Raw genomic sequence first — 23,572 nt, forward strand, 5'->3', positions numbered from 1 at the left:
GTCGGCAGCCCATGCGTGAACCCGGTGAGCGGATCGATGTGCGGCGTTCACACCCCCGTGCGGGAAAGAGTGGGTGCGCTCGCCACGGACGGGACTCGCGGCGGTTCCTAGCATCGAGGCATCAGTGTGACCGCTGTCACCGGTCCTCATCGTGGAGGTTCGCCGTGCCCGATCGTCACCTCGTCGCCGTGATCCGAGGGCCTGCCGCGGCGCTCATCGCCGCGCTGGCCGTCCTGGCGGTGGTCGCCTTGTCCGCCGTGAGCACGTCGCGGCCCGCCCGAGCGGCCACGGTGCAGGAGGTGACGGGCTTCGGCTCGAACCCCGGGAACCTCCAGATGTTCCGGTACGTGCCGACCGGCCTGGGCGGCGGGCGGCCGGTGGTGGTGGCGATGCACGGCTGCACGCAGAACGCGTCCGGCTACGCCAACGGCACCGGGTGGCAGGCGCTGGCCGACCGGTGGAAGTTCTCGGTGGTGTTCCCGCAGCAGAAGTCGCAGAACAACGCCAACTCCTGCTTCAACTGGTTCGAGCCCGGCGACACCCGGCGCGGCTCCGGCGAGGCGTTGTCGGTCAAGCAGATGGTCGACCGGATGAAGGCGGACCTCGGGTCGACGTCGGCGTACGCCACGGGTCTGTCGGCGGGCGGCGCGATGACGTCGGTCATGCTCGCGACCTACCCGGAGGTGTTCTCCGGCGGGGGAGTGGTCGCGGGGCTGCCGCACGGTTGCGCGACGACGGTGTCCTCCGCGTTCGGCTGCATGAACCCCGGCGTCGACCTGACTCCCGCGCAGTGGGGCGACAAGGTCCGGGCCGCGGCGTCCTACACCGGCACTCGAGCGAAGGTCTCCATCTGGCACGGCACCTCCGACCACACCGTGCGCCCGATGAACGCCACCGAACTGGTGGAGCAGTGGACCAACGTCAACGGCACCGACCAGACGGCCGACGTGCGCGACACGGTCGCCGGTTACCCGCACCGCGTCTACGGCGGCACCGTCGAGGTCTACGACATCACCGGCATGGGCCACGGCCAGCCCGTCGACCCCGGGACGGGTGCCGGCCAGTGCGGCACGGCGGGGGCCTACGTCCTCGACGTGAACATCTGCTCGGCGCACCACATGGCGAGGTTCTGGGGACTGGTGGACGGCTCGCCGACACCCACGCCGAGCACCACGCCGAGCACCACATCGACGCCGCCGTCCCACACCGACACCGCCCGCGGCACGCCGACCGACCACTACGTCGCCGGCCGCGTCGACGTCCACGAGTACAACACCCTGGGCGCCAGGTACGGCTACAGCAACGTGATCACGCTCTACCACTGCGGCGTGGACTGGACCGACAAGCCGGACTGCACGTCGATCTGACCACTCCGCCACAAGCTACCCCGCGAGCGACTGCACCGACACCGGCCGCGGTGACGTCATGACGGCCGGTGGCTCGGGTGCTCGACTTCCCGCTGGGCGGTGGTCACGACTCCACCGCCGAGCGGGCTGCCGCAGCCACGTCGAGCGCGTGCCGCCGCATGTCAGTCGGAGGTGGCCCGCCGACGAGGGCTTCCTGCGGCGCGCGGTGGGCCCGGCGCGCTGACCGAGTCCGTCGTGCACGAAGGACAGAATCGGCGCGGCGGTACGTCGACGCGCCGCGAGCGGTTCCGCGATCCGGGTGTGACAGGTGCGGGTGTGCCGGACAGGTAGTGGGTGGAGGACGGCGAACGAGAGGACGACATGAGCAGTGGTGGTGGACATCCACCGGGGTACGGCCCCCGCGAGCGGCGGTTCCGGGATCTGCACGTGGAGACGTACCCGGACCTGCTCCGGTTCGTCGAGCGGCGCGTTCCGCACGCCGAGGCGGAGGACGTCGTCTCCACGGTCTTCCTGATCGCTTGGCGGCGGCTGGGGGATGTGCCGCAGGACGCCCGGCCCTGGCTGTTCGCGGTGGCGCGCAGGACGATGGCGAACCAAGCGCGCGGGCGGTTGCGGCGGCAGGCCTTGGACGTGCGGGTGGCCTCAGAGTTCGAACAGCTCGTGCCGGACGGTTCGGCGGAGGTCGCGGCGCGGGTGGACCTGGTGCGGGCGTGGCTGGCGCTGACCGCGGCAGACCGCGAGGTGTTGGCGTTGGTGGCCTTCGACGGCTTGACCGCGGACCAGGCGGCTGCGGTGCTCGGCTGCCGCCGCACGACCTTCGCTATGCGGCTGAGTCGGGCCCGCAAGCGATTGGCGCGGGTTCTGGGCCCTCCCGACGAGGCGGTCGTGACACCCGAACCACTGCACGAACCGACGGGAGCGTGGAAGTGAAGGACATGAAGGACCTGCGGCGGCTGGCCGCACTGGATCCGGCGCGGGGCCGCGAGCCGAGCCTGGAGGAGTGGGCGCGGTCGGCGGCGCACGTCGAGCGCGTCATCGACGGGACTCACGAGGCCACCGCCGTGCGCACGTCCCCTCCCGTGTGGCGGCGAGTGGGCATCGGCTTCGCCGCCGCCGTGGTCGCGGTGGGTCTCGTGGTCGCCGTCGGGCTGGTCCCGGGCGCGACCGACGAGGCGTTCGCCCAGTGGACCCCGAACCCGGATCAGACCGGCGGCGAGCAGGCTCTGCCCCAGGCCCGGGCTTGCGCGGGAGCCTGGGGGGGACCTGAGCCTTCGGCGGCGGACGTGGTGCTCGCCGAGCGACGTGGCATCACCAGCGTCCTGATCATGAAGATGGGCGACGGCCTCGGCGAGTGCATGGTCGTCGGCGACGAGGTGTACAACTGGCAGGGCTTGACCAGTGGGCCCGTCGAACCGCCCGCGGGCGGCACCGCCACCATGGAGACCATGAGTTCGAGTGGCGACGAGGGCGAGATGTACTCCCGCGTCGTCGGACGCATGGGTCCGGACGTCACCGGGGTCGACATCCTGCTCGACGACGGTCGTCTCGTCCGGGCCGGGGCTGACTCCAACTGGTGGACCGCCTGGTGGCCTGGGCCCGAGGCCGGTGAGGTGGGGAGGACGACGATCGTCGTGCACACCGCCGAGGGCAGTACCCGGCACCCACCCTCGGAGCTCTGGGGACGGTAGGCCGGAACGCGTTGAGGACGCGGCCCGCGGCGTCCGATGCGAACTCCCGTCCGGGTTCGCGGGCGGGAGTTCGCGGGCGGTCTGCTCGGGGGACGCCCTGGCCTCGGTACGGGTCAGCGCCGGCCGAGGGCGGGGGGGACGTGGTGAGGATGCTGTCGAGCACGTGCGTGTTGTGGTCGACGCCGAGCTGGTTGGGCACGGTCGACAACAGCGTGTCGGCCTCGGCCGTGACAACGCGTCCGCCGCCGTCCTGGCCCGCGAGTGCGGCCCGTCCGACTCGTCCCCGGAGGAGGGAATCCGATTCTCTCCACGTGGCCACTCGCACGGGTCCCGGGCGTGCGACTTCCTCCACCGCGACCGTGCCGTCGTGGCGGGACAGCGCTACGCCGTGAGCCCCTTCTTGAGGGCGCGGGCGATGTGCACGGCGCGGCGGGCCTGGAAGGACACGGCGTCGAGTTCCAACTGGCCGGGTGGGGTCTGACCGTTGTTGGAGACGTGGCTCGTGCCGTAGGGGTTGCCCGCCTGGAATTGGATCGGGTCGGCGTAACCGGGTGGCACGATGACGCAGCCCCAGTGGTAAAAGGTGTTGTTCAGCGCGGTGATGGTGGTTTCCTGGCCGCCGTGCGCGGTGCCCGCTGACGTGAACGAGGTTGCCACCTTGTCGACGAGCTTGCCCTGTGCCCACAGCGGCCCAGTGGTGTCGATGAACTGCTTCAGCTGCGCCGTCGGCAGGCCGTACCGGGTGGGCGTGCCGAAGATGAGCAGGTCGGCCCACTCCAGGTCGTCCAGTGTCGCTTCAAGGACGTCCTGGGTCTCCTTGACGTGGGCGGCCCAGCCCTGGTTGCTGGCGATGGCCTCTTCCGGCGCCAGCTCGCGTACCTTGCGCAGCCGCACCTCGGCTCCGGCGGTCTCGGCCGCCGTGGCCGCGGCCCGAGCCATCGAGTACACGCTGCCGGTGGCGGAGTAGTACACCACGGCGGTCTTCAAGTCGGACATCAGGTCTCCCGTGCGATCGACGACTATCGCCGTGGTGTACCCGCTGAGCGCCGGTGTCCGCATCGGGATCACCCTTTGGTGGACGAGCCCGCCATCCGAAAGGCGCGATTTGCCGGTGCGCCACTACGCCCAGGGGGATCGGATCATGGGTTGACCTGCGGAAACGTCGAAGCGGCAGGTCTTGGCGGTGTCGCCGCACCTCGGCGGCACACAGTCGGTCCCCGGGGTGCCGGAACCCTGCGCCGGGGCGCTGATCGCGGGGTGTGGCGTCACGACTGCTCTACCTGGTCTTCGTCCGACTCGTCGACCGGCTGGCGCCTCCCGGAGCGACGTGGTCGACCCCAGCGGGCCGAGGCACCTGTGGACGCCACAGTGTTTCCCCAGGGTCCAACACCCCGCCGAGGACAGGCGGAGCCGTGCCGCCGCCGACCGGTTCCGTCAACGTGATTGCGTCCGCGCGCCGGAGCGGGCGATGAGGGTGCCGCCGAGCAGCAGCAGCGCGCCCAGGAGCAGGAAGGCCAGGTCGTAGTAGAGCTGGTGCGGCCCCTGCCGGACGTGGTGGATGCCCAGGATCTGGTGGTCCACCAGGCCTTCCACGAGGTTGAACACGCCCCAGCCCGCCACCATGCCGCCCCAGAGCAGCCGTCCGGACAGTCGTGGACCGCGGTTGAGCACGACGACGCCCGCGATCACGAGCACCAGGCACAAGAGGTGGAACAGACCGTCACCGACCATGTTCAGGTGCAGGTTCTCGGAGTCGGTCGGCGGGTACCAGCCGGAGAGCATGTGGTGCCAGCCGAGGATCTGGTGGATGACTATCCCGTCGACGAAACCACCGATGCCGAGCCCGAGCAGCAACGCCGCGGTAGGCAGTCTCATGGTGCAGGAGTAACCCCCGGCTGGAACGCCGAAACCGGAAGGTCCGACACGCGGTGGCCCACGGCGACCGGGCGGATGCGGCCCGGTGGTTCCCGAGTTGCGCGATGAGCGACCGCCGGCGATGTCACCTGCGCGGCCGTGGACTGCCAGAAGACGACATCAACGCCTCGACTTGTGTTGACCCGCTGTGGGTTGGTACGCGTTCGGTGGGCCGCTGAGGACTGGTCCGCGACTCCGGTCATGGCGGATCGACCAGCGTGCGCCGGCTCGCGGGCCTTTTGGTTGGATGTCGGTGTGACCGCGTACGACATCGCCCGTCGCCTGCCCGCCATCCCGGAACTGCGCGACTTGAGTCGTGCGCTGGCTGTGCTGGACGTCGTGCTGAATCCGGGCAGCGACGACCGCTATCACCACTACGACGCCGAGTGGGCCCCCGGCCGGCAACTGGCGTCCAAGCGGGACGGTGCGGGCAACGAGTACTCCATCGTGTTCACGGCCGCCGGGGCTTTCGTGCGGGGCTTCGACCACGAGTCGCCGATGAGCCCCTACGCCACCGACGACGGCGAACCCTGGCCAGGCGTCCTCGACTCCGTGCCCGAAGCGTTCCGGGCGTGTGTGGAGGAACCGGCGTTCTCCGACGAGTTCGGCACGCCGTACGTCACGGTCTGCCTGTGGCGCGAGCACGCGGACGACGCCTGGCGGCACGGGGACATCGCCTTCCCCGACGGGGATCAGGACCATGACGGAGCCGATTGGCTGTTCGCCCTGCTGACGGACCCCACGCCCGAGGCATTCCAGGAGTGGGCGCAGGACTACTACGGCAAGCCGGTGGACCTCGACGCGGTGCGGCACGTCCTGGCCGGACAGCCGCTGACCGCGGACGTCGTGGCCGCGCTGAACCCCGCCACCACTCTGGCCGCTGTCGCCGACAAGGTCGCCGCAACCGGCTTCCCGATCCGCTGACTCCCGCACTGTCCGGCTCGGGGCCGCCACTTGGTGATTCGCGAGGCTTGCGCCCCACGGTGTTCACGGCTCGGAGAAGAGCGCGATCGGGAACCGACCATCGGCTCCGTCGACCGTGAACCGGGTACGCCGCCGGTCTCGGCCGCGCGGGGAGACGGTCGGACCGCAAGTTGATCATCACAGAAAGTTTCGTTGAAGTTTCGCTGAGTGACGTATAAGCTACGGTTGCTCTGGGAGCGCTCCCATTTTGATCACACCGCCGCTCAATCACCCGGATTGAATGGAGGCTCATCAATGCGTATGCGCACTACTTCCGGCTCCGTTGGCAGACGGCGTGGCATCTTCGCACTGGTCATCGGCATGCTCGCCTGCACGCTGGTCTGGGCGCCGACGGCGTCCGCGCACGGCACCATCGTCAGCCCCGCCACCCGCGCTTACCAGTGCTGGCAAAGCTGGGGCAGCCAACACACGAACCCGGCCATGCAGCAGCAGGACCCCATGTGTTACCAGGCCTTCCAGGCCAACGCCGACACCATGTGGAACTGGATGAGCGCGCTGCGGGACGGACTCCGCGGGAACTTCCAGGGATCGACCCCCGACGGACAGCTCTGCAGCAACGCCCTGTCCCGCAACAACTCCCTGAACAACCCCGGCCAGTGGCGGACCACCAACGTCGGCAGCAGCTTCTCGATGCGGCTGCACGACCAGGCCAGCCACGGCGCGGACTACTTCAGGGTGTACGTCAGCAAGAACGGGTTCGACCCCAAGACCCAGCGCCTCGGGTGGGGCAACCTCGACCACGTCACGACCACCGGCAGGTTCGCCCCGGCCAAGGACATCACGTTCAACGTCCAGACCAACGGCACCTACCGCGGACACCACATCGTCTTCACGATCTGGCAGGCCTCGCACCTCGACCAGACCTACATGTGGTGCAGTGACGTGAACTTCGGCTAGGAATCCGGCAGACCGACCGGAAGTCGGAATGTCCGGCCCGGCGCCCGCACTGGCGCCGGGCCGGCACCCATTCTTCTCACTGTTGGTAACCGGCTGCTGTCCATGGGTGACGGCGAGGGCTGCGGAGAAATTGTTAAGACTTTTTCCGGTCGGGTTGTAGATCTGAGCTGCTGCCGTTCGACGCAGGGGTGACAGCACAGGATCGAGACGCCGGGAGAAGACGATGAGGGCAGGACGACGAGAGTGGTGGGGCTTGGCGGTGCTGGCGCTGCCGACGCTGCTGCTGTCGCTGGACATGAGCGTGCTGCACCTCGCGGTCCCGCACCTGGCCGCCGACCTCCAGCCGAGTAGCACCCAGCTGCTGTGGATCATCGACATCTACGGCTTCATGATCGCCGGCTTCCTGATCACGATGGGCACCCTCGGCGACCGGATCGGCCGGCGGAAGCTGCTCATGGTCGGCGGCGCCGCCTTCGGCCTGGCGTCGATCGTGGCGGCCTTCACCACCAGCCCGGAGATGCTCATCGCGGCACGGGCGGCGCTCGGTGTCGCCGGGGCGACGCTGATGCCGTCCACGCTGGCGCTGATCAGCAACATGTTCCAGGACCCCCGCCAGCGCGGGACCGCGATCGCGGTGTGGATGAGCTGCTTCATGGGCGGCATGGTGATCGGGCCGGTGGTCGGCGGCCTGCTGCTGGAGCACTTCCGGTGGGGCTCGGTGTTCCTGATGGCCGTGCCGGTCATGGTCCTGCTGCTGGCCACCGCGCCGAAGCTGCTGCCGGAGTACCGCGACACCGCCGCGGGGCGGCTAGACCTGGCGAGCGTGGGCCTGTCGCTGGGTGCGATCCTGCCGATCGTCTACGCCCTCAAGGAGACCGCCAAGGACGGCGTGTCGTTGTTGAAGGTGGTCGTGCTGGTCGCGGGCGTGGCGGTCGGTGTGGCGTTCGTCCGCCGTCAGCGCGGCCTGGCCGACCCGATGCTGGACCTGCGGCTGTTCCGGGTACGGGCGTTCAGCGCGGCGGTGAGCATCATGCTGGTCGGCGCGCTCACCATGGGCGGCGTCTTCCTGCTGGTCAGCCAGTACCTGCAGATGGTCGCCGGGCTCAGCGCGGTGGAAGCCGGCGTGCTGCTGGTGCCGCAGGCCGGTGCGGTGGTGGTCGGCTCGCTGATCGCGCCCCGGCTGGCGCGGCGGTTCCGGCCGGAGTTCGTGCTCGGGTTCGGGATGCTGGTCGCGGCGGGCGGGATCGTGCTGTTCACGCAGGCCGGCGGGACCGGCGGGGTGGCGTTCGTGGTGGTGGGCATGTCGATCGCGAGCTTCGGGATGGGGCCGCAGGGCGTGCTGTGCACCGAGATGGTGGTGAGTTCCGTCCCACCGCAGAAGGCCGGTGCCGCTTCGGCGATGTCGGAGACCAGCGCCGAGTTCGGCATCGCCATGGGGATCGCGGTGTTCGGCAGCGTCGGCACGGCCGTCTACCGCAACCAGGTCGCCGTTCCGGGGGAGGTGCCCGCCGAGGCCACCGCCCTGGCGACGGACAGCATGGCCGGCGCCCTGCAGGCCGCGACCACCCTTCCCGGTCCACTGGCGGATGACGTGCTCGCCACCGCGCGGGACGCGTTCTCGTCCGGGCTGCACACCGTCGCCGTTGTCGGCGCTTCGATGGTGGTGGTGTTCGCCGTGGTGGGCATGATCGCGCTGCGCCGGGCTCGTCCGGTGGTCACCGAAGAGCCGGTTCCCGCCCTGACCGACCACTGACCCCGGTACCACCGGCGATGACCGGTTGGGCCGGTGCTTCCCGGACCGGCGGCGATCGTCGCCGGTCCGGTCTCGGCGGTCGGCCCGGCCGACGCCGCCGGGGATTCGACATGGCGCGGCAGGACCGCCGCGAGGGGCACGGCGGCCGGCAGGACCGCTGCACGCGCCACCGCGGTGGACCGCCGAGCCGATGCTCGCCGGCAGCGCCGGCCCGAGTGCGCCGCGGAGTTCGTTGCTCGTCCCCGCCGCCGCGAGCACCGGCCGCCCTTCTTCGTCCCGCCCGATCCGGCGGGACGACACCGGGTGCGCCACGCGCAACGCGCTCACCGCCGGCGCCACCACGTCCAACGGGCCGGTCGTACACACCGCCCGGCCGCTGCGCAGGCCGTTCATGGCGTGGTGCGCCCCGCTCCGGGCGAACAGTCGGAGGTAGTTCGACATCAGGATCCCCCAGGATTCTCATTGTCTGTTGTTTCGGTCTGTTGTGTTCACGAGTCGTTCCCGCGCGACCGCCGGCGCGTTCGTCGCACGCCATGCCGGAGAAGGCGCGGATCACCGGTCGGGTGGAATACCTTCGTTCGGCCGGGCTCCAGGTGAATGGCCGTTACGGCACGGACGACCCGAAAGCCCTGAACCGCACATCTCCGGTTCGCCGGTCGTGCCCGTCCCGAACCGGCCGCCACCGGGTACGTACGGTGTAAGTCACCCTGCTCACTATGCACTTACGGTGTACGTGTGTCAACCAGTGGCGTCGGAGGCCCTGTCGTCGAGTCGTCCGCCACGGGCGACCGAGGGCTTGTCCGCGCGGTGCCGTCGCACTATTCGGTGTCAAGTCCACGGCGTTCACTGCGGACGTGCCGCAATTGGCCGGGTCCCAATGCTGCAAACGATGGCAGTATGCCGCCGCTTCACGGTGCCGATGGCGTCGCTAAGCTGGTTCGGCCCCGATCAGTCGGCACGCGAGGGGGAACAGTGGCCGGAACCTGGGTGCCTGCCGGAATCGACATCTCGACGCCGTCCGCGGCGCGGGTGTACGACTGCTTGCTCGGCGGGGGCCACAATTTCCCCGTCGACCGGCAAGTGGCCGGCTTCATCATCACCAGGCTGCCGCGGGCGCGGGAGATCGCCGGCTCGAACCGGGCGTTCCTGCGCCGCGCGGTGCTGTTCATGGCCGAGCGGGGCATCACCCGGTTCCTCGACCTCGGCTCCGGCATCCCCACGGTGGGCAACGTGCACGAGATCGCCCAACGCGCCAACCCCGCCAGTCGCGTGGTGTACGTCGACTACGAACCCGTCGCCGTCGCCCACAGCGAGCTGCTGCTGACCGGTAACGACCGTGCTGCGGTCGTGCGGGCCGACCTCACCGACGCCGACGGCGTGCTGTCCAGCGCCGCCGTGCGCGACCTGTTCGACACCGACGAGCCGATCGGCCTGTTGATGGTCGCCGTCCACCACTTCGTGCCCGACGAGAAGGACCCGGCCGCCCTCGTGGCCCGGTACCGCGACGCCCTCCCGCCCGGGAGTCACGTGGCGATCTCCCACCTCACCGCGGACCACGACCCCGAAGGCATGGCGGAGGTGACCAGGACGATGGCCACGAGCCCCGACCCCATGTTCTTCCGACCCCGTGACCGGGTCGAAGAGTTGTTCACCGGCATGGACTTGGTCGAACCCGGCGTGGTCGACGCTCCGCAGTGGCGTCCCGAGCCCGGCATCTCCGGCGCCGCGACCCCCGTCCAGGGCGTCTACGCCGGTGTCGCCCGCGTTCGCGGGACGGCCCCGTGACGGAGGTCGCGACGGCGGACCTCGGTCCTGAGGTCACCTCTGCGGGCGCACGGCGGCGGGTGGTCGGGGCGGCGATCGACAGCACCCTGCCGACGTCCCGGACACCTCGCTGCGGCAGTCCGACCGGCCGTCGTGCCCGGTGATCTCGACGCGAGGTCATCTCGTGTCCTGCCGCCCGCGCCGATGCCCCACGCCTTCGCCTCGCGCGCACCGCGTCCCGCCGACAGCGGTGGCGGAACGCCACGACTTTCCCTCTTGCGCCTACTCACTCCTGGACGACGGCCGCGAGCAGGCCCTCCAGCCCGTCCAGGATCAGTTCGAGGCCGAACTCGAAGTCGGCGTCCCGGTATTCCTCCGTGAGGATGCCCCGCGTGATGGCGTGGACGTGGGGGAACTGGTCGGCGGAGATCTGCGGCATGTTGTGCTCCGCCCACGCGGCCAACTCGTCCGGGTCGAACGGCAGGTCCACCCTTCGGACCGTGAAGCCGAAGATGTGGCTGTCGATCAGCGAAATGGCGTGCCCGGCGAGCAGGTACGGGAATCCCGCGACGTGCAGGCAGCCGATGGTGGCGTCGTAGTGCGCCAGTTGCAGCCGACCCACGGTCTGCCGTGACGCGACCAGGCCGACCGCCCACTTGTGCTGCCGCAGCACCGCGTGCGCGGACACGGCCCGGCGGTGCATCGCGGGACGCCACTCCTCGCCGACGGCGGGTGTGTCGATCTCGCCGATCACCAGGTCGGCGACGCCGTCGAACAGGTCCTCCTTGCTCTTGACGTGGTTGTACAGCGACATCGCCTCCACGCCGAGTTCGCCGGCGAGCTTGCGCATCGACAGCGCCGCCAGGCCTGATTCGTCGGCGAGTTGAATCGCGGCCGTCAGCACCCGGTCCCGGGTCAACCGCATGCGTTTCAAATGCCCCGCACCTCCCTGGTGACAGCCTTACTGTGTAAGTGTAACTTACCGCTGCCACTTACCTCGTAGGTCCCGAGCGTTGTCGTGAAGCGTGTGACCCGCCTGCACGCACGTGTCAGGAAATCGGCGCGTCAGGGTAAACCGGGGCGACGCCGCAAACGGGCAGCTTCCCGAACCGTCCTCGACTCGCCGCGATATGCCGCCAGGCGGCGGGGAGAGCCCCCCGGTGCGCGGGAATGGGGGCAGTCGTGCAGTGAGTGTCCGGCGCGGCCGGCCAATTACCAGAAAGCACGGTGTGTCCCGATGGCAATTGGGTCCGAGAACGAGAATCCGTTGCAGAAGAGCACCCTGGGTCGCAGGGGTCCCGGAATCCGCATCCCCGTCTCGGAATGAGCCGGGCGGAGGTGGCGGCACCGGTCGGGCGGTGCCGCCACCCCGCGCTCAGTCCAGGGTCGTGTCGGCGTTCTCGCGGACCGCGACGGAGGCGGCGTTCTCCTGGTAGCTCTGCTCGGACACCAGCGTCACCCGTGCGGTGGACTGGAAGTCCGGGATGGTCGCCGCGCCGCAGGACGCCATCGTCGCCTTGATCTTCGCCACGGTCAGGGCGAGCGTGTCGCCGAGGTCGCCCACGTAGGGAACGTAGCCGTCGACGCCCTCTTCGAAGTGCAGCGCGTCGTCGCCCTGGTCGTAACGCTGCCAGTTGCGCGCACGGCGGGAGCCCTCGCCCCAGTACTCCTTGAACACCGAGCCGCCGATGCGGACCTTCTTGCCCGGCGACTGGTCGAACCGCGCGAAGTAGCGGCCCAGCATCACGAAGTCCGCACCCATCGCCAGCGCCAACGCCATGTGGTAGTCGTGCAGCAGGCCGCCGTCCGAGCAGATCGGCACGTACTCGCCGGTGTCTCGGGCGTAGTCGTCCCGCGCCTCCGCGACGTCCATGACCGCGCTCGCCTGGCCCCGGCCGATGCCCTTCTGGTCGCGGGTGATGCAGATCGAGCCACCGCCGATGCCGACCTTGACGAAGTCGGCGCCCGCGTCGGCCAGGAACCGGAACGCGCCGCCGTCCACGACGTTGCCGCCGCCGATCGGCACCTCCGGGAACTCGCGCTTGACCCAGCGCAGCGCCTCGGCCTGCCAGTCGCTGTACCCGTCCGACGAGTCCAGGCACAGCACGTCGACCCCGGCCGCGACCAGTGCGGGCACGCGTTCGCGGTAATCGTGCGTGTTGACGCCCGCACCCACCCGGAACCGCTTGGCCGCGTCCACCACCGCGCCGGGGAACTGCTTGTGCTCGGCGTAGTCGGAGCGGAACACCAGGTGCTGGAGGTGCCCGGCGCCGTCCACGACCGGCAGGCAGTCCAGCCGTTCCTCCCACAGCATGGTGTTGGCCTCGGAGAGCGTGATGCCCTCCTTGCCGCACGTGAGGGCGTCCACCGGGCGCATCCGGTCTCCGACCGCGAGGTCCAGGTCGTGCCGGTCGGGGTGGAAGTCGCGGGCCGTGACCAGGCCGACGAACCGGCCGTGGGCGGAGCCGTCCTCGGTGACGGCCGCGGTGTTGTGACCGGTGGCCTTCATCAGGCCGACGAGGTGCCGGAGCGTGTCGGTCGGGCGGACCGTGGTGTCGCTGACCACGAACCCGGCCTTGAAGTTCTTCACGAACCGCACGGCGTCGGCCTGGTCCTCGGTGGACTGGTTGTGGTGCAAGAAGCTCAGGCCACCCGATCGGGCGAGGGCGACCGCCAGTTCCGGTGAGCTGACCGCCTGCATGATGGCAGAGGTGAACGGCACCGACAGCCGGATCGCCGACGGAGCACCCACGGCGTGCCGGACGAGGGACGTGCCGAGGTGGACCTTCCCGGGCGTGCACTCCGCTGTCGTCCTGTTGGGCAACAAGAGGAACTCGTTGAACGTCCGCGACACACCGGGCACGATCTCGACCACGGGCACTCACTCCTCATCACCGCGCCGGGTGCGCCGGCTCCGCTAGGTCGCCACAGCCTGGCACAACGCGACGTGGCCGTTCGCCGCCCGGTGGAGGCCCGGAGGGGGCGGCCGGAGTCGGCGTTTCAGGTGGACGGACGGTGGTATGCCCAGCCGATGACGACCTCGTCGGAGCACCGCAGCGAGTTGCGGCGCCTTGCCGCGGAGACGTTCGGGTGGGAAGAGCTGCGGGACGAGCAGCTGGCGGCGATGGAGCAGGTCATGGCCGGGCACGACGTGCTGGTCGTGCTGCCGACCGGCGCCGGCAAATCCGCGATCTACCAGGTGCCGGCGTTGCTGCTGGACGGTCCCACCGTGGTGGTGTCCCCGCTGATCGCGCTGCAGAACGACCAGGTGGAGGGCATCGAGGGCAGTAGGGCGCCGGTGGCGGTGACACTCAACTCCACGCAGGGCAGTGCGGAACGCCAGGAGGCCTGGGACTCCGTGCGCGGTGACGACGCGGAGTACGTCTTCCTGTCACCCGAGCAGCTGGCCAAGGACGAGGTGGTCGACGCGCTGGCCGACACGGGCGTGTCGTTGTTCGTGGTGGACGAGGCGCATTGCGTCTCGGCGTGGGGCCACGACTTCCGGCCGGACTACCTGCGGCTGGGGTGGGTCGTCGAACGGCTCGGGCATCCGAGGGTGATCGCGATGACGGCCACGGCGGCACCGCCGGTGCGCCGGGACATCGTGGACAACCTGGGTCTGCGCGACCACCGCGAGGTGATCGCGAGCTTCGACCGGCCCAACCTGCACCTGGCCGTGGAGCGGTTCACCGACGACGCCGACAAGCGCAACGCCGTCACCGCCCGCGTCCGCGCCCTGGCCGCCGATCCCGCGACCCGCTGCGGCCTGGTCTACGCGGCCAGCCGCAAGGAGGCCGAGTTCTACGCCGAGGAGTTGACCGGCGTTCGGGCGGCGGCTTACCACGCCGGGATGAGAGCCGCCGACCGCGAGCGGGTGCACCAGGACTTCCTCGCCGATGAGGTCGACGTCGTCGTGGCCACCTCGGCGTTCGGCATGGGCATCGACAAGCCGGGCGTGCGGTTCGTCGTGCACGCCTCGGTGATCGACTCGCTGGACTCCTACTACCAGCAGGTCGGACGGGTCGGACGGGACGGCGAACCGGCGTCGGTCACGCTGTTCTACCGGCCGGAGGACCTGAACCTGCAGAAGTTCCTCACCACGACCAAGGCCCCCGAGGACACCCTCGAAGAGGTGGCCCGCGCCCTGGACCGGCACGACGAGCCCGTCCACCCGGACGACCTGGACGTGGACGCCTCCCGGGGCCGGCGGACCCGCGCGGTGAACCTGCTCGAACAGGTCGGGGCCGTCACCACCACCGAGTCCGGTCGCCTCTCCACCGACCCGGACTCGACACCCGAGGAGGCGGTCGAGCGGGCGGTCGACGCCGCGGAGGCCCAGCAGCGGCTGATCCGCTCCCGCATCGGGATGATGCGTGCCTACGCCGAGACCACCGGGTGCCGGCGGCAGCACCTGCTGGGCTACTTCGGCGAGCAGCTGCTCGACCCGTGCGGCAACTGCGACAACTGCGACGCCGGTACCGCCCAGCGCCGGTCGGTGGGCACCGACGAGTTCCCCGTCGACAGTCCGGTGGACCACCCGGAGTGGGGTTCCGGTGTCGTCATGTCCGTGGAAGAGGACCGGATCACCGTGCTGTTCGACGACGTCGGCTACAAGACCCTCTCCCTGCACCACGTGCGGGAGCACCACCTGCTCAGCCGTGCCGGCGGCACGTCCTAGCACCGCGATTCACCGCCGCCGGTCCGGGTAGGCCTTGGAGGGACGGAACACGCCGATACCTCTGGAGGTCGAGGGCGATGGCCGACGACGACGGTGCGCGGACCGAGCACGTGCGGATGCCGATGCCGCCGGGAGGTGACGCGGGCCGCCACCCCGGCAGGCCGCGGCTCGCCGACCCGGACGCCGAGCGTTCGGAGGACGACGCGGTCGAGGCCGCGGAGAGCGGCGGCCACCCGCATTCCGGTCGGCCGCACCGGGTGACGGGGGACGAGGAGCTGCCGGGGGAGTGGGAGCGCGACAAGCCGGTCAGCCCGCCTGAGGACCGGTAGTCGACGCGGCACGAGGGCACGCCCGCCCGCGCCGGCGGAGCCTGGGGACCGGTGACGGGCGGCATCGGATCCCGCGTGGAACCACGGGCGTCGTCGTACGTCCCAATGACCATGGAAAACTTGCCGCGCACCCTGCGGTCGAAGATCGTTCTTGTTGCGGTTCTCGCGCTGGTCACGGGCTGTTCGACCACGGTGACCGGGTCGGGCTCGGGCACCGAGCCGGTGGGGGCCACCACGACCAAGGCCACCACCGCCACCACCAAGGCCGTGACCACGACGGCTGAGGAGCGGACGCCGGAGCCCGACCCCCGGCCGGTGCCGACGGTCGACGAAGGCGCGCCGGCCCAGTACTGCGACGAGCAGTTCACCGGTGCCCTGGGCAAGCCGATGCTGGCCGTCGTGGTCGAGACGCCGTCCGGCCGACTGACGTGCGACCAGGCCGCCGCCATCCTGTTCGACTACTACGCCGAACGCCGTGACCCGACGCCGGGACTGCCGCCGCTCACGATCGGTCCGATGTCCTGCAACCAGGTCCCCGAGCCGGCGATGCCGCAGGTCGTGTGCTCGGACGACGACAACATCATCTACTCGATGTGGCCGCAGACGTGACCCGCGAGCGGGTCAGCAGGACTTGACCCAGCTGCACTCCACCTCGACGCCGGGCCTGTCGCCCTCGCGCGTCCGCTCGTCGGCCGCCCGGGGCACGACCTGGCCGGGGCTGCCGGCCAGCCGGACCGCGACCGCGTCCTCCAGCGGTTTCGCGGACGTCAGCGTGTTGTTGCTGATCATGGAGAACACCAGCGGGGTGCCGTCCGCCGTGGTCACGTAGCCGGACAGCGCGCTCACGCCGGTCAACGTGCCGGTCTTGGCCCGCACGTTGCCCTCGGCCGGCGTGCCGCGCATCCGGTTGCGCAGGGTGCCGCCGGTCATCCGGTCACCCACCCCGGCCACGGGCAGCGCGTCGTACCAGGCCCGGAACCAGGGCTTGCCCTTGGCGGCGAGCAGCAGCCCGGTCACCTGGCCGGGCGCCACCTGGTCCATTCTGGACAGACCGGAGCCGTCCCGCAGCGAGATCACCGCCGGGTCCATGCCGAGCCCGCCGAGCCGCGCCGAGATCGCCCGCAGACCGGCACTCCAGCTGCCCTCGCCGAACACCGCGCGACCCGCCGTCTTCACCAGGATCTCGGCGTGCATGTTGTTGCTGAGCTTGAGGAACGGCACCACCAGGCTCGACAGCGGCATCGACCGGTGCTCACCCAGGACGCGGGCGTCCGGCGGCGTGGCGCCCAGGCCCGTGCCGTCGAGCACGCGGACGCCGTGCCGAGCCAGCGCGTCGTGGAACAGGGACGTGACCAGTCCGGTCGGCTCCCAGACCGTGCTCCACTCGGTCTCGGCCGCGCCACCCGCCGGGATGGTGCCGCGCACGTCGATCACGTTCGTGCCGTGCTGCCGCTCGACGGACACGCTGGACGCCGAGCCGGGCGCGCCGGTCACGGCGGTGTTGGCGATCGTGACGTAGCTCGTCGGCGGCTCGGTGGTCACCGTCGCGGGTTCGCCCGCCGCTCCCGGCGCGACCCGCACGATGATCGATCCGGCGTCGTAGTCGGTGTCCGGCGAGACGGTCAGCGCCGAGATCTGCGCGTTGTAGTAGTACGGCTCGTCGTCCCAGGCCCAGCCGGTGCCCAGCCGCACGGAGTCGAACCAGGTGTCGTCGGCGATGAGCCTGCCGCGGACCAGCCTGATCCCGCTCTCGGCGACCTCGGCCGCCAGCGCGTCGTAGTCGGCGGCCAGCATCGTCGGGTCGCCGGTGCCGCGCAGGTGCAGGTCACCTGCCAGCACCCCGGCGCTCGCGCGGCCGACCGCCGACACGCTGGTGGTGAACCGGTGGTCGGGGCCGAGGATGTCGAGCACCGCCGCCGAGCTGATCAGCTTGCCGTTGGACGCCGGCTGGCTGCGCCGGTCGCTCTCGCGGGAGAACAACACCTCGCCGGTGTCGGCGTGGCGGACCACGAGCCCCACGTCGGCGCCTCTGAGCCCGGGAGCGGCGAGGATCGCACTCAGGTCTTGGTACAGCGTGTCCTGCGGCTGGGCGGATGCGCCGGTCGTCAGTTCGGATGCCGGAACCGCGGTGAACACGGCGGCGGCCAGCACGAGGGCGAGGGATCGAGGTCTGGGCATCGGGACTCCCTGGGACGCCGAGGACGGTTCGTCAGGGATTCTCCACAACCTCTGGTGATCTGTGAAGCATTGACGCACCGGTTCACCAGCAGTGGACCGCCGCCTGACCGCCGCCCGACCTCCGGCCGGACGAGCGTGAACGGGGCACCAAGCCGGATTCGGCTTGGTGCCCCGTTTCGCCGTGCGCGTTCGATATCGAGCGGTCGCTAGACGACTCCGTCGACCTGGAACGTCTGCACTTGACCCGCGCTGAACGGAACGCGGAGGGTCTTGCCGGACAACCAGGTGTCCTGGCGGTGGGTGTAGCGGTCACCGCCGGACGTTCCGGTGGACCAGCGCGGCACCAGGCCGTTCGTCCCTCCGGTGACCTGGCCGAACCGGGACAGGTCGAAGGTCAGCGTCTGCGCGGCGCCGGTGTTGGCGGCCACGATGACCAGACGGCGCGCTCCCGGGTCGTAGGCGGCGACGGCCAGGTCGCTGCCCGTGTCCAGGATGCGCATACCCGGCCGGATGTGGCGGGTGAACTGGGCCAGCACGTAGAACTTCGTCTCCACCGCACCCGCCCGCAGGGTGCCGCCGTCGTACCGGATCGCTCCCCAGCCGGAGGTCGGGTCCATCACCTGCCAGTAGCACCAGGCCGTGGGGTGCAGCCAGCGGAAGTCGAGCAGCAGGCACCGGGCGGTGTTGAGGCCCGAGCCGTCGCCGTCGCCGTGCTCGGAGTTCCACAGCACCTTGCCCGCCGCGCGCACGTCGTTGGACAGCAGGTCGCGGCGGCCGTTGACGCCTTGGTACCCGTGCACGTTGACCTGGTTCACCAGTGCCCTGGTGGTGGAGTCGAAGCTGTTCCAGGTGGTGCGGGCCAGGTCGTAGCTGGTCTCGTCGGACGCGGCGATCCGGATCCCGCCCACGCCCTGCCGGTTCAGCTCGGTCCGCATGTGGGACAGGATGGTGCGCTGGAGGCCGGCGTCGAAGTGGCAGCCCTCCTGCGTGCCGTTGGCGTGCCAGTAGTTCGAGGACGGCTCGTTGAACGGGTCGACGGTGCGGAAGTCGACGCCCCACCGGTCACGGGCGTAGCGGGCGGTGACGGCGAGGTGGTGGGCGTGTTGGCGGTAGTTCCAGGGCTGGAGGTTGTTGTCGGCGGCGTTCGCCGCGCCGGACGGGTTGTGGTTCAGGCACATCCACCACATGGGTGAGTTGGCGAACAGCTCGCTGATCGCGCCCCGCTGGGTGGCCTTCACGAGCGCCGCCCGCTGCTTGGCGTCGGCGTTCCAGTTCCACGCGGACGAGGTGGGGTCCTCGTTGTTCCAGTCCTGCCAGAAGCCCTCGATCTGCTTGAACCGGGGGATGTTCGGCGAGGCGACCATGCGCGCGCTGCCCACGGCGTTCCAGCTGGACGCGCCGAGGTTGTAGCGGGCGATGTTCATGCCCAGGCCGGGCAGGGCGGTGCCGTTGTAGGTGACGGTCTTCGTGGTGAAGAACAGGTCGGCGAAGTCGTCCCGGTCGCCGAACACGTTGGCCCACCACGCGAGCGAGGTGCCCCAGCCTTCCCAAGTGCCGTAGTTGACGCCGGGGTTCACCCCGATGGTCGCATCGGCACGGGCCAGACCGGTGCCGAGCGCACCGGTTGCCGCTGCGGCGCCGGCCGCGGTCAGCACCCTCCTGCGGTTGATCACGAATCCTCCTGGTAGGCGTGCGGTTCGACAGCCCCTGGCCTGCGCCGATCGACGGATTCGAGGCGATGTTTGCGCGAACATCCGGTGGCGGTCATAGTGTGTGAGCTGGACCGCACAGGTGTCAAGGGTGCGGCGTCCGGGTATGAGGCGCTCGCATGGGCGGTGGACGCCGGCGCTCCGGCCGGGTCGCGGAGACCCGGCCGGAACGGTGTCGGCCCGGCTGACCGCGCGTGTCACCGTGAGCGCGTCACCGTGAGCGCTTACCGCGAGCGCGTCACACGCGTGCCCACTTCTGGTTGGCCTGTCCGTTGCAGGACCAGAGGATCAGCGCCGTGCCGTTGGCGGTGCCGGCCAGGTTGGCGTCCAGGCACAGGCCGGCGTGGACGTTGCGGATGGAGCCGTCCGAGGTGAAGGCCCACCTCTGGTTGGCCTGCCCGTTGCACGGCCACGTGATCACCCTGGTGCCGTTCGCGGTGCCCGAGTTGTCGGCGTCGAGGCACAGGTTGCCGAACACCCGGATCTCACCGGTGCTCCAACTGGTCCACAGCTGGTTGGCGGCGCTGTGGCAGTCCCAGATCAGGGTCGTCGTACCCGGTGCGGTGGAAGCGTTGTCCACGTCCGCGCACCGGCCCGAACCGACGCCGCGGAGGCGGCTCGTGCTGTTCGGGAGGGTGCTGCCGCCGCTGACCCGGAACACGGCCACGCCGTGCGCGGGGACGGTCGCCGAGATGGCGCCGCCGGTGTCGAAGACGCCGCCGGTCCACAGGTCGGTCGCGGTGAAGGAGGTGCCCGACAGACCGATCTGCGCCGCCGTGGTGGAGATGGTGGCGCTGCCGCCGCCCCGGTTGAACAGCCCGACCGCGACCGAGCCGTCGCTCATCGGCTTGGCGAAGACCTCGGTGGCGCCGTCGTCGCGCACCCGGCGTCCGCCGGCCCCCAACGGGTCCTGGTTCACCGCGAGCAGGCGCGGGTTGCGCAGGATGGCGCTGACGTCACCGGACATGGTCCGGATGTCGTTGCCCGCCATGAGCGGCGCGGCCATCAGCGCCCACAGCGCGAAGTGCGAGCGGGACTCCGTGCGGCTGAGTCCCGGCCTGCCGACGACGAGCATGTCGGGGTCGTTCCAGTGGCCCGGACCGGCCTGCGCCGCCAGGGGAGCGGTCACGTCGAGGACGTTGCCGACGCCCATCGGGTAGCTGTTGGTGTTGCCGTTCTGCCAGATGTCGAGGAGGTCCTCGGTGGTCCGCCACAGGTCGGCGACCTCGCCCCAGTTGTACTTGTCGCCGGTGATGGCGTGCAGGCTGTTGGGGTTGATGCTGTAGACGATCGGCCGGCCGGTGGCCCGCAGCGCGTCGCGCATGACGGTGAACCGGTGGACCTGCTCGTCCCGCGTGCCCGCGCCGGAGCACCAGTCGTACTTCAGGTAGTCCACGCCCCACGACGCGAACGTCCGCGCGTCCTGCGCCTCGCGCCCGAGGCTGCCGGTCGAACCGGGGTAGCCGCCCACCCGTTGCGCGCACGTGCGTTCGGTGGGGGCCATGTAGATGCCGAACTTCAGGCCGCGCGCGTGGATGTGGTCGCCGAGCGCCTTCATCCCGCTCGGGAACCGCGTCGGGTGCGCCCGGAGGTTCCCCTGCGCGTCGCGGTTCGGGTCGAACCAGCAGTCGTCGACCACCACGTACTGGTAGCCGGCCGCCCGCATCCCCGAGTTCACCATCGCGTCGGCCGCTTGGCGGATCAGGTTCTCGTTGATGTCGCAGCCGAAGGTGTTCCACGAGTTCCAGCCCAGCGGGGGCGTCGACGCGGGGCTGCCGGGGGCGGCCGTGGCGGTGTGGGTCACCTGTGGTGCCAGCAGGACGGCCGCGGTCGCGGCAGCTGTCGTGAGGAGGTGGAGCAGTCGTCTGCGCGAGCGAGTGGGCGCCATTGCCTCTCCTTGAACGTTCCATGTCCCGCTGACGCTCGAAGTCAGCGCCGGTTCACGTTGTGAACGCTAACGACGCTACGTGACCAGTTCAATACCTAGGCAAGCGCATGACGGGGCAGTACCCTGCTTCGCCACCGCGCTGCGGTGTGCCGACAGGCGCCCTGTCAGGCCATGTGAGCGATAACAGCAGACGCCTGCCGGCACTGGCCGCGAAGTCGCCTACCGAGGCGTCCGGGCCGGCTCGCCGATGTCGGTGAGGCCGGCCAAGGACTGCGGCAACGGACCCTGGTGCAGGACGCCGAGGCGTTGCGTGGCACGGGTGAGGGCGACGTAGAGCTCGGCCGCGCCTCGGGGGCCGTCGGCGATGATCCGCTCCGGCTCCACGACCAGGACGGCGTCGAACTCCAGGCCCTTGGTCTCCGACGCCGGCACCGTGCCCGGCACGCCCGGAGGCCCGATGACGACGCTGGTGCCTTCGCGCCCGGCCTCGTCCCGCACGAAATCCCCGATGGCAGCGGGGAGCTGGTCCTCCGTGACCCGCCTCGACCACGGCTGCACGCCGCACGAGCGGACCGACTCGGGCGGCTGGACGTCGGGCGCGAACTCGGCCAGCAGCGCGGCGGCGATGGTCATGATCTCCGCCGGGGTGCGGTAGTTCACCGTCAGCGACCGGTAGACCCAGCGGCCCGGCACGTACCGGTCCAGGATCGTGTCCCACGACGTGGCGCCGGCCACCGAACGGCGTTGGGCGAGATCGCCGACCACCGTGAACGACCGGCCCGGACAGCGCCGCATCAGCACCCGCCAGTCCATCTCGGACAGTTCCTGTGCCTCGTCCACCACGACGTGCCGGTACGTCCAGTCCCGGTCCGCGGTGGCGCGTTCGACCAGGTCCCGGGTGTCCAGTTCGAGGACGCGCTCCGCCAGGTCGTCGGCGAAGAGCAGGTCCGTGGCGAACAGGTGGTCCTCGTCGTCCATCGAGTCCTCGCGGCCGACGAGGTTCTCCAGCACCTCGGCGGCGTACCTGGCCTCGGCCTGCCGCGCCCGCTCGGCGGCCTCGTCGGCCGACTTGTCCCGGCCCAGCAGGTCGACCAGCTCGTCGAGCAGCGGCACGTCCGACACCGTCCACGCGTCGCCATCGGCGCGCAACAGCGCCGGGTGGCCGCCCGCGGCCCGCAGCCGTTCGGGGGACGTGTACAGCGGCGCCAGCAGTGTTTCCGGCGTCAGCACCGGCCACAGCTCGTCGATCGCGGCGGTGAACTTGTCGTCCTGCGCGAGTTCCTTGGTCAGCTCCGCCCGCATGCGCTCCCACGCGTCGCGGTCGTCCCGGGTCAGCCAGCCCTTGCCGATCCGGGGGATGGCCCGTTCGGTGAGCACGTACGTGACGATCTCGATGAACACCGCGCGGGCCTCGTTGTGCGGCAGCCCGCTCGCGCGCGCCTCTTCCCTGGCCCACTGCGCGGTCTCGGCGTCGATCCGCACCGAGACGTCCGACAGGTCGATCGGCAGTGGCTGCCCCGGCAGTCGCTGGCGGTCGGCGACCGCCGCCTTGAGCACGTCGAGGATCTTCAGCGAACCCTTGTGCCGCGCGGCTTCCGGGGTGTCCTCGGCGGTGACGCGCAGGCCGGGCACGAAGTCGCCGGTGGTCATGAAGACCACGTCCGACTCGCCCAGCGACGGCAGCACGCGGCCGATGTGGTTGAGGAACGCGGGGTTCGGCCCGACGACGAGCACGCCGTGGCGCTCCATCCGCTCGCGCTGGGTGTAGAGCAGGTACGCGACGCGGTGCAGCGCCACCACGGTCTTCCCGGTGCCCGGACCGCCCTCGATCACCAGCACGCCGGGGTGGTCGAGCCGGATGATCCGGTCCTGCTCGGCCTGGATCGTGGCGACGATGTCGCGCATCCCGTTGCCACGCGGTGCGTTGACCGCCGCGAGCAGCGCCGCGTCCCCTTGCGCGTCACCGCCCGGACGTCCCAGCACCTCGTCGGTGAAACCGGCCACGTGACGTCCGCGGGTGTGGAACTGGCGGCGGCGGCGCATGTCCTCGGGGTTCGCGGCGGTGGCGACGTAGAACGGGCGCGACGCCGGCGCGCGCCAGTCGAGCAGCACCGGCTCGTACCCGTTCTCCGCGTCGAAGAGGCCGATCCGGCCGATGTACGAGTGCTCCCCCGAAAGGCTGTCCAACCGGCCGAAGCACAGCCCGTTGTCCGCCACGGCCAGCCGCTTCGCCTCTTTGGCCAGCGCGCGCACCTCGTCGTCACGTTCCATGGGCGTCCCGCCATTGCCGCGCAACGCCGCGCCGTGCGCGCCCTTCACCCGCGCGCGCTCGGCGTCGAGCCGGGCGTAGAGCCCGGCCACGTAAGCGCGCTCGGACCGCAATTCCTCGTCGTAACCCTGAGTTGACACATGCCCCTCACAGC

General features: G+C 70.5%; 18 protein-coding genes. 10 read left to right on the forward strand and 8 right to left on the reverse strand.

What is annotated here, in order from left to right:
- The first annotated feature begins 164 nt into the window (after window positions 1–164).
- The 3 genes from ACRAKI_RS09815 (at window position 165) to ACRAKI_RS09825 (ending at window position 3,055) form a co-directional block, all read left to right on the forward strand.
- Complete coding sequence (locus tag ACRAKI_RS09815) at window positions 165–1,367, forward strand: extracellular catalytic domain type 1 short-chain-length polyhydroxyalkanoate depolymerase (protein WP_447006736.1); 1,203 nt, start codon at window positions 165–167, stop codon at window positions 1,365–1,367.
- Between the two features lie 360 nt (window positions 1,368–1,727).
- The gene (locus tag ACRAKI_RS09820) at window positions 1,728–2,297 is read left to right on the forward strand and encodes an RNA polymerase sigma factor (RefSeq protein ID WP_447006737.1); all 570 of its coding nucleotides are present in this window, start codon (window positions 1,728–1,730) and stop codon (window positions 2,295–2,297) included.
- Window positions 2,294–3,055 carry a hypothetical protein gene (locus ACRAKI_RS09825; protein ID WP_447006738.1) on the forward strand — a complete coding sequence of 254 codons (762 nt, stop codon included), beginning with the start codon at window positions 2,294–2,296 and terminating at the stop codon, window positions 3,053–3,055. The genes ACRAKI_RS09820 and ACRAKI_RS09825 overlap by 4 nt, the downstream gene beginning before the upstream one ends.
- Before the next feature lie 381 nt (window positions 3,056–3,436).
- Here the strand turns inward: ACRAKI_RS09825 and wrbA are convergent, their stop codons facing one another.
- Window positions 3,437–4,051, reverse strand: coding sequence for an NAD(P)H:quinone oxidoreductase (gene wrbA, locus ACRAKI_RS09830; RefSeq protein ID WP_447006739.1), 615 nt, complete (start codon window positions 4,049–4,051; stop codon window positions 3,437–3,439).
- Window positions 4,052–4,489: 438 nt separating this feature from the next.
- Window positions 4,490–4,930, reverse strand: a complete 441-nt coding sequence (locus ACRAKI_RS09835) for a DUF2243 domain-containing protein (RefSeq protein ID WP_447006740.1) — start codon at window positions 4,928–4,930, stop codon at window positions 4,490–4,492.
- A gap of 294 nt (window positions 4,931–5,224) precedes the next feature.
- Here ACRAKI_RS09835 and ACRAKI_RS09840 point away from each other — a divergent pair, with 294 nt between their 5' ends.
- The 4 genes from ACRAKI_RS09840 to ACRAKI_RS09855 all read left to right on the forward strand — a co-directional run bounded on the left by ACRAKI_RS09840 (window position 5,225) and on the right by ACRAKI_RS09855 (window position 10,388).
- The gene (locus ACRAKI_RS09840; RefSeq protein WP_447006741.1) at window positions 5,225–5,893 is read left to right on the forward strand and encodes a hypothetical protein; all 669 of its coding nucleotides are present in this window, start codon (window positions 5,225–5,227) and stop codon (window positions 5,891–5,893) included.
- 294 nt (window positions 5,894–6,187) lie between these two features.
- Window positions 6,188–6,850 (forward strand): lytic polysaccharide monooxygenase auxiliary activity family 9 protein, encoded by a 663-nt coding sequence (locus tag ACRAKI_RS09845; protein WP_447006742.1) that lies wholly within the window; start codon window positions 6,188–6,190, stop codon window positions 6,848–6,850.
- A 223-nt stretch (window positions 6,851–7,073) separates the two neighbouring features.
- Complete coding sequence (locus ACRAKI_RS09850) at window positions 7,074–8,603, forward strand: MFS transporter (protein WP_447006743.1); 1,530 nt, start codon at window positions 7,074–7,076, stop codon at window positions 8,601–8,603.
- 987 nt (window positions 8,604–9,590) lie between these two features.
- Window positions 9,591–10,388: an SAM-dependent methyltransferase gene (locus ACRAKI_RS09855; protein WP_447006744.1), complete on the forward strand. Its 798-nt coding sequence runs from the start codon at window positions 9,591–9,593 to the stop codon at window positions 10,386–10,388.
- A gap of 265 nt (window positions 10,389–10,653) precedes the next feature.
- Here ACRAKI_RS09855 and ACRAKI_RS09860 read toward each other — a convergent pair whose 3' ends face one another.
- Both ACRAKI_RS09860 and ACRAKI_RS09865 read right to left on the reverse strand, forming a co-directional pair.
- Window positions 10,654–11,292 carry a TetR/AcrR family transcriptional regulator C-terminal domain-containing protein gene (locus ACRAKI_RS09860; RefSeq protein ID WP_447008376.1) on the reverse strand — a complete coding sequence of 213 codons (639 nt, stop codon included), beginning with the start codon at window positions 11,290–11,292 and terminating at the stop codon, window positions 10,654–10,656.
- A 450-nt stretch (window positions 11,293–11,742) separates the two neighbouring features.
- The gene (locus ACRAKI_RS09865) at window positions 11,743–13,242 is read right to left on the reverse strand and encodes an IMP dehydrogenase (RefSeq protein WP_447006745.1); all 1,500 of its coding nucleotides are present in this window, start codon (window positions 13,240–13,242) and stop codon (window positions 11,743–11,745) included.
- Window positions 13,243–13,398: 156 nt separating this feature from the next.
- On the opposite strand from ACRAKI_RS09865, the gene ACRAKI_RS09870 reads away from it, so the two are divergent.
- The 3 genes from ACRAKI_RS09870 to ACRAKI_RS09880 all read left to right on the forward strand — a co-directional run bounded on the left by ACRAKI_RS09870 (window position 13,399) and on the right by ACRAKI_RS09880 (window position 15,983).
- A complete protein-coding gene (locus ACRAKI_RS09870; RefSeq protein WP_447006746.1) occupies window positions 13,399–15,045 on the forward strand; it encodes a RecQ family ATP-dependent DNA helicase in 1,647 nt (548 codons plus the stop codon).
- 77 nt (window positions 15,046–15,122) lie between these two features.
- A complete protein-coding gene (locus ACRAKI_RS09875) occupies window positions 15,123–15,374 on the forward strand; it encodes a hypothetical protein (protein ID WP_447006747.1) in 252 nt (83 codons plus the stop codon).
- A 120-nt stretch (window positions 15,375–15,494) separates the two neighbouring features.
- Window positions 15,495–15,983 (forward strand): hypothetical protein, encoded by a 489-nt coding sequence (locus ACRAKI_RS09880; protein ID WP_447006748.1) that lies wholly within the window; start codon window positions 15,495–15,497, stop codon window positions 15,981–15,983.
- Between the two features lie 12 nt (window positions 15,984–15,995).
- On the opposite strand, the gene dacB is transcribed toward ACRAKI_RS09880, so the two are convergent.
- From dacB to helR, 4 genes are all read right to left on the reverse strand, one after another.
- The gene (gene dacB / locus ACRAKI_RS09885; protein WP_447006749.1) at window positions 15,996–17,552 is read right to left on the reverse strand and encodes a D-alanyl-D-alanine carboxypeptidase/D-alanyl-D-alanine endopeptidase; all 1,557 of its coding nucleotides are present in this window, start codon (window positions 17,550–17,552) and stop codon (window positions 15,996–15,998) included.
- A gap of 206 nt (window positions 17,553–17,758) precedes the next feature.
- Entirely contained in the window at window positions 17,759–19,225 is a 1,467-nt protein-coding gene (locus tag ACRAKI_RS09890; RefSeq protein ID WP_447006750.1) for a hypothetical protein, read from the reverse strand.
- Between the two features lie 274 nt (window positions 19,226–19,499).
- Window positions 19,500–21,149 (reverse strand): glycoside hydrolase family 27 protein, encoded by a 1,650-nt coding sequence (locus ACRAKI_RS09895; protein WP_447006751.1) that lies wholly within the window; start codon window positions 21,147–21,149, stop codon window positions 19,500–19,502.
- A 219-nt stretch (window positions 21,150–21,368) separates the two neighbouring features.
- Window positions 21,369–23,558: an RNA polymerase recycling motor ATPase HelR gene (gene helR, locus ACRAKI_RS09900; protein WP_447006752.1), complete on the reverse strand. Its 2,190-nt coding sequence runs from the start codon at window positions 23,556–23,558 to the stop codon at window positions 21,369–21,371.
- Window positions 23,559–23,572: the final 14 nt, after the last annotated feature.

The organism is Saccharothrix isguenensis (assembly GCF_052936305.1).